Origin of the sequence: Microcoleus sp. BR0-C5, assembly GCF_036705045.1 — a bacterium.
Taxonomy (GTDB): domain Bacteria; phylum Cyanobacteriota; class Cyanobacteriia; order Cyanobacteriales; family Microcoleaceae; genus Microcoleus.
Map to the genome: position 1 here is coordinate 134931 of NZ_JAUBTR010000008.1, position 6373 is coordinate 141303.

The following is a 6373-nucleotide window of genomic DNA, read 5'->3' on the forward strand; positions in this document are numbered from 1 at the left end:
AATCTCTCCTCACTAATCTTCTAGGGTTTCTGCTAGAACTTTGGCCAAGAGTTTGACTATCGCTGCATTATCTGATTTAGATTTTGTGCTAACGGTGGGTTCAGGTTGGGGTTGAACTTGAGTTAATTGGGTTTTAGTTTGTTCCAGTTCCATTTGGAGTTTGGTGATTTCTTCTTTCTGTTGATGAAACTTAGCAACATATTGTTCTAACTCAACTTGTACTTCATCCAGTTGGAATTGGGTGAGTTCCAATTCTTCTCGAACTTCATGGAGTTCAGAACGAGATTGATCAGATTCTTTTTGGGTTTGTTGAACTTGGGTTTGGAGTTGTTCCTGTTGGGTTTGAGATTGTTTAAGGTCGGTTTGGGTTTGTTGAAGTTGGGTTTGTAATTGTTCTTGTTGGGTTTGAGATTGTTTAAGGTCGGTTTGGGTTTGTTGAAGTTGGGTTTGGAGTTGTTCCTGTTGGGTTTGAGATTGTTTAAGGTCGGTTTGGGTTTGTTGAAGTTGGGTTTGGGTTTGTTGAAGTTGGGTTTGAGATTGTTGAAGTTGGGTTTGGAGTTGTTCCTGTTGGGTTTGAGATTGTTGAAGTTGGGTTTGGGTTTGTTGAAGTTGGGTTTGGGTTTGTTGAAGTTGGGTTTGAGATTGTTCTAATTCTACTAATATTTGATCCCGTTGAGATTCTAACTCAGCTAAATTATCTGCTTTTTGTTGCAGTTGATCTTGGGTTTGTTCCAAGGTTCCCAAAGTTTCTTGGTACTGTAACTGTAAAGTTTCTAACTCCTGTTGGGTTTTCTGAAGCAGTTGAGAGGTTGGGGATAGGGGTTGAAGGGGAAGCACCCCATCCTCAGTTCTAACAGGCTGACGGACATAGAACGCTTCTCCCCAAGCGGGATGGTAGGGAGTCTCCTCTGCTACACGCTGGAATTGGTAGTCGGTGAGGAACTGATCGACTTGTTCCGCTAAAGCCCCGCCTTTAAACAGTTCTTGATAATGAACTGTGGTGTAAATGGCATCTAGGGTGTTGAGGAGTTGGGTAGCGCCTTCTAAGGCGAGGAGTTCAGCACCTTGGATATCGAGAATCAGAATATTAAAGTCTGTAGTAAAGAGATGCAGTTCTTGCAGGAGAGTATCCAGGGTGCGGGAAGGGAGGGTGAGTTGTTGCGTTTCTTTAATATTGGGGTAAATTTCGCTGTACTGTTGCCAGGGTAGGATGGAGCTGCTAGACTCTAGGGAAGTCAGATGCAGGGTCACGGTGTCGTTGTGGTTGGCAATGGCAGCTTGAACGACTTGGATATTGGGACTATTGACAAAATTCTCTTGCAGTCGTTCAACAGCAGCGGGGTTGGCATCGATGAGTAGGGTTTTAATGGTATTGGGGAGGTTGAGGCGTTTGAGGGTTTTGCCGTCGTAAGCGCCTATGGAGATAATACCGCGTGGGGTGATATTATGTTGTTGACAGAGGTTGAGGAAGTCGAGTTTCATGCAGGAAGCCTTGAATTTTTATGCGTTTTGGATTTATTGTATCAGGGGATAGAATGAGGAAAATCAACTTTAGCATGAATTACCAAAGCATGATATTATTGCTATCTGATTTAAAATAACAAGTTGATATCCTAGAAAACGATGAATTAGCTTGTGCAATTAAATATTTGCAGTGGCTGAGCAAAAACATTTCAACAACAGCATCTAGAAGGATTTCTTCAGGAATTCGTCCAGATTGATAGCGATGGATTGGTGTGTGATCGGAGGGGAACCATTTATTTCTCACTAGCATATGATTAACATATCGGAGTTTAAATTCAATAATGATATCAGGATTATCAGTAGCTAAAAAAATTTTAGCTGTAGGTTCTAGAGATAAAAGGTCATCAATTTTTTGAAAAACCGTCTTTAAAGGTTGTTTAGGTTGTTTGTCGGTAAAACGTACATGAATACCAATTACACTTTCAGAAAAATATTTTTCAGCAAATTCACACACGATCTTTTGAACAGCGGGTTTAAGTTTTAGATGATGACTCAGAATTTTTCTATCTAATCCTCCATAAGAAGTAAAAATGACAATATCTTCTGTGTAAGAACGATCTAATTCCACCACACATTTTTGACCTAAATATTGATCGTTTAATTTCCAAACAAGAGGAAATTGCATAACTTGATCGCTAGGGTCAGTTAAATGATTAAACCACATTGCAGGAGCAACAGTTTTTTGGCTATAATTGGGAATATCATAGGTATGCTGAAGACTACTATCTATATTGACAAGCTGAAAAAATTCAAAAAAGACATTTTTGGAGGAATGGCTACTGTACCAATGATCATTCCACTCAACGATTAGTTTTCTGTTAGTGGTTTGAGCATATTTAATAGCTGCGCTTAAAGCCGATAGTCTATTTCCTAGTCCTGCTATTCCTTTAAGGATGATATACTGCTCCATATCATTAAATTAACTAATGCTTGAATATTTTTTGATGTCGTAATCATACCATGAATCAGCCGCCTTTCACAACACCTATTGTTTTAATTATCTTTAAAAGACCTCATACAACCAAGCAGGTTTTTGAGGTGATTCAAACATTACAACCCTGTCAGTTATTCGTCATTGCTGATGGCCCCAACCCTGAACACCCTGGAGAAATTGAAAAATGTGCAGCTACACGGGCGATTATCGATCGAGTTGACTGGAAGTGTGAAGTTTATAAAAATTACTCTGATATTAATTTAGGGTGTAAAAAGCGGATTTCTAGCGGGTTGGATTGGGTTTTCAGCCAAGTTGAAGAAGCAATTATTTTAGAAGATGATTGTATTCCTGAACTTAGTTTTTTTCGATTTTGTCAGGAGTTATTAGAGCGATACCGCCATAATGAGCGTGTTTTTCAAATTACAGGAGAAAACACTCATGGATACCGTTGTTCAGATTCTAGTTATTACTTTTCAGCCTATAGCTTTTATTGGGGTTGGGCTACTTGGAAACGAGCTTGGAAATATTTTGATGGAAGTTTGAAACAATGGCTACAGCTACGGGAAAGTCAATGGTTACAAGACTATTTAGGAGATTACCCATCGGCTCAATATTGGGCGGAAATCTTTGATTTAACCTATAATGGCTTTAATTCTTGGGGATGGGCTTGGACGTTTACTTGTTTTGTTAATCAAGGTTTATGTGCACTCCCTAATCAGAATTTAATTTCTAATGTTGGTTTTGGGGAAGATGCCGCCCATACAACTTGGGAAGTAGATGAAATTGCCAATTTACCCACCCAATCTATTGATTTTCCTCTACACCATCCGACGAAGGTTACAGTTAATATTCAGGCTGAAGCAGTGATTGATAAAGTCAGGTTTACGGGTCGAAAATATCTCAGGGGTCTGCGACAAAATGCTATTGATTTATTTAATCAAGGACAGTATGAATCGGCGTTAGAGATTTGGGAAAAGTGTATTAATTTTAGACCAGATTTAATGAATTTAAACGATGAAAAAGCCCGCTGCTTGCAGAAACTAAGAAATTATAAACCGAGGATTCAAAGTGTAAAAAATCATAAGATTGAAGAAAAAGCCAATCAGCAGCGATTTTTAGTCTATACAATGGGAAAAGTAGGTTCAACTTCTATTTCAATGTCTTTAAAAAAGTATGCTCTACAGGTCTATGATATTCATTTTTTAGACGAAACCTATTTGCATAATAATATGCACAAGGGTCATTGTGTTGATGGCTATTTTGTGTTAAAAAATTGGTTAGGAAAACCCTTGAAAGTTATTTCACTGGTCAGAAATCCGATTGATGTCAATATTGGGGGATTTTTTCAAAATATCGAGATTTATTATCCCCATTTAACCCGAGAACAAATTCAGCAGTTAACTTTTGAAGAACTGATTGACAAATTTTGGACATTAAACTCCAACTATCCCCTGGGTTGGTTTGAGCGAGAGTTTAATAAATCTTTTAATTTTGATGTTTATTCGCAACCTTTTTCGATTTTGGGATGGAAAACCTATTTCCATCAGTCCTATCATATCTTGATTATGCAAGCTGAACTTATTGATAGTCAAAAACAGGAGATTCTTCGAGGGTTTACTGGGATGATAGATTTTGAAATAGAAAACCATAATATTAGTTCCCAGAAGTGGTACGGTAATCTGTCTAAAAATTTTAATAAAAACCTTGTAATTTCTGAAGAATATTTGGATAAAATGTTAAAATCACAATTCACCAAACATTTTTATACTTCGTCTCAAATTGAGGGTTTTTATGGAAATCTTAACAGATAAAAACTTTTAAATGTCACTGCTTGGATTAATTAATAATATTATTGAAGGAATTTCTCGATCAGGATATTGCATAGTACATTCTGTTTGTGATAATATTTCTATATATTCGTGATCTGCTCATATCTTTATGTTAGTGTAAGTTAATGTTGGATTTGTGATGGAGAATCAAGCGATGAGTGCAGGTCAGTTGCTAAAGCAGGCTAATCATTTGAAGCGGGCGGGGAAGTTAGATGAGGCGATCGCACTTTATCATCAGGCGATCGAGATTAACCCCCATTTTGCTTGGGCTTATCATAATTTGGGCGATGCTTTGGTTAAACAGGGGAATTTAGATGAGGCTATCGTTGAGTATCATCACGCTCTTGAAATTAATCCCAAGTCGGCTTGGTTATATATAAAATTGGGTCGAGTTCTTGTTAAAAAAGATTGTTTTAATGAAGGAATTAACTACTTGAGGCAAGGGATTCGGATTAAGCCAGATTTATTATATGAATTGGATGGTAATTACAAGCAAATTTTTGATGCTATTCAGCAAGAAGAATCTTGCGTTTTTTGTCTGTCAGATAATGAAGATTTTATCGAATTAACAGAACAGCCTAGATGGGTAACTTTACCTGTTAAACCTTTAAGGAGTTATTCTATAATTGGTCAAAGTTCTTCTGAACAGCCTCCCGCTTATAATCAAGGCTTAATACAAGTTGAGTTTTTGGATAAAAATCAAAAACTCATACCAAGTCCATACTCAGGCATTTCCATTCATAAAAAAGTAGGTACTTATATTGAAATTTCAACATCTGGAAAACATTTATCTGAGTTTAAGACTAATCCATTTAATACCACTTATGATACTTACTACTTGCGTTTGGGTTTGAGAACCTGGCATCATGAAAAGCAAATTATTTTAGATTCAAAGCTAAAGCTAGCCTGTGATTTGGTAGTTCCTTTGTTAGAAGACCTCAATCATAATCATAATAAGGGCGCAAGGGCTGGGTCACAATCTCGGGTTAATTTTGGTGATTTTAAAAATGTTGATGAAGCTGTAGACTTGCTACAACAGGTTAATAATATTTTGCCTAATTGTTATGGCGTTTATGATACTTTAGGTGATATTTTTCTCGGACGGGGGCAGTTGAGTCAAGCCATCAGTGCTTATCGCAAGTGGGGTTTGATTAATCCTCACTATTCTTTTCCATACGAGAAGTTCAGGCAAACTTATGACGTTAATAATCTAAATGGATGGGCGATTTCAGAGGATTTATTTCTGTATATTTTAGAAACTTTCCCTGTCGGTTCGACTATACTAGAACTAGGGAGTGGCACGGGAACTTGGGAGCTATCTAAGTATTACAATATGGTTTCTATTGAGCATAATCAAGACTGGTTAAATAAGTATAATTCCCATTATATTTATGCTCCTTTGGTTGATGATATGTGGTATGACGGAGAGATTTTAGGTCGAGAGTTGCGAAACAGGAAGTATCATCTCATCTTAGTAGATGGCCCCCCACAGCATCGTCGCAAGGGTATTTTAAGTTATCTGAATCTGTTTAATTGGAATGTACCTATTATTTTAGATGATGTGAATCGCCAGTATGATATGAGTGTGGCGATTGCTTTAGCTAAACATTTGCGGAAGATTCCGAAAGTTTACAAGGATAATAAGGATAATAAATATTTTGCTGTAATAGCGTGAAAATCTTGATAATCTTGAAACTTAATTTGATAACTAAGGGATTGAAGGCTATGAAGCTTATGCAGCAACCTTTGTAGCCTTCTTGTCATCCCCTGAAGTTAAAGTCATAATAATTGACTTTAGTCAAAGCCTAGTTAGATTTATCAAGCTGATGTGTTGCCAAAATCTTACGAAAAATTTTATTTTTCTTAACTGTTTCGTAACCAATATGTGTTGAAACAAGGTCTTCTATAAACATATTTATTTGGAAGGCCTCAACTTGTTCCTGAGTCATATAACCCACATTCCGCAGATATTCGATCGGATTTAATTTGAAAAGAATTCAGAATTTTCCAAACCTCAAATGATTGCTATGCAATGATTTGAGGTTTTTTTAAGGTATAATAATTGGTGCAAGTAGAGCAACCATTA

The 6373-nt window shown here is 36.9% G+C and carries 5 protein-coding genes; 2 read left to right on the forward strand and 3 right to left on the reverse strand.

Annotated features, from left to right (window positions below; translation table 11 throughout):
• Positions 1-12: 12 nt before the first annotated feature.
• Positions 13-1482 carry an FkbM family methyltransferase gene (locus tag QUB08_RS06140; protein WP_333223930.1) on the reverse strand — a complete coding sequence of 490 codons (1470 nt, stop codon included), beginning with the start codon at positions 1480-1482 and terminating at the stop codon, positions 13-15.
• A 79-nt stretch (positions 1483-1561) separates the two neighbouring features.
• Positions 1562-2434: a nodulation protein NodZ gene (locus QUB08_RS06145; RefSeq protein WP_333223931.1), complete on the reverse strand. Its 873-nt coding sequence runs from the start codon at positions 2432-2434 to the stop codon at positions 1562-1564.
• Positions 2435-2484: 50 nt separating this feature from the next.
• Between QUB08_RS06145 and QUB08_RS06150 the strand changes: the two genes are divergently transcribed.
• Together QUB08_RS06150 and QUB08_RS06155 are read left to right on the forward strand one after the other, a co-directional pair.
• On the forward strand, positions 2485-4269 hold the full coding sequence (locus QUB08_RS06150) for a putative capsular polysaccharide synthesis family protein (RefSeq protein ID WP_333223932.1): 1785 nt from the start codon (positions 2485-2487) through the stop codon (positions 4267-4269).
• A gap of 172 nt (positions 4270-4441) precedes the next feature.
• Positions 4442-5962 carry a tetratricopeptide repeat protein gene (locus tag QUB08_RS06155; protein WP_333223933.1) on the forward strand — a complete coding sequence of 507 codons (1521 nt, stop codon included), beginning with the start codon at positions 4442-4444 and terminating at the stop codon, positions 5960-5962.
• A 130-nt stretch (positions 5963-6092) separates the two neighbouring features.
• Here the strand turns inward: QUB08_RS06155 and QUB08_RS06160 are convergent, their stop codons facing one another.
• On the reverse strand, positions 6093-6236 hold the full coding sequence (locus QUB08_RS06160) for a hypothetical protein (protein ID WP_333223934.1): 144 nt from the start codon (positions 6234-6236) through the stop codon (positions 6093-6095).
• Positions 6237-6373: the final 137 nt, after the last annotated feature.

Coding starts and splice junctions, on each gene's coding strand:
- QUB08_RS06140 (WP_333223930.1), bottom strand. CDS start 1,482: ATGAAACTCGACTTCCTCAACCTCTGTCAACAACATAATATCACCCCA.
- QUB08_RS06145 (WP_333223931.1), bottom strand. CDS start 2,434: ATGGAGCAGTATATCATCCTTAAAGGAATAGCAGGACTAGGAAATAGA.
- QUB08_RS06150 (WP_333223932.1), top strand. CDS start 2,485: ATGAATCAGCCGCCTTTCACAACACCTATTGTTTTAATTATCTTTAAA.
- QUB08_RS06155 (WP_333223933.1), top strand. CDS start 4,442: ATGAGTGCAGGTCAGTTGCTAAAGCAGGCTAATCATTTGAAGCGGGCG.
- QUB08_RS06160 (WP_333223934.1), bottom strand. CDS start 6,236: ATGACTCAGGAACAAGTTGAGGCCTTCCAAATAAATATGTTTATAGAA.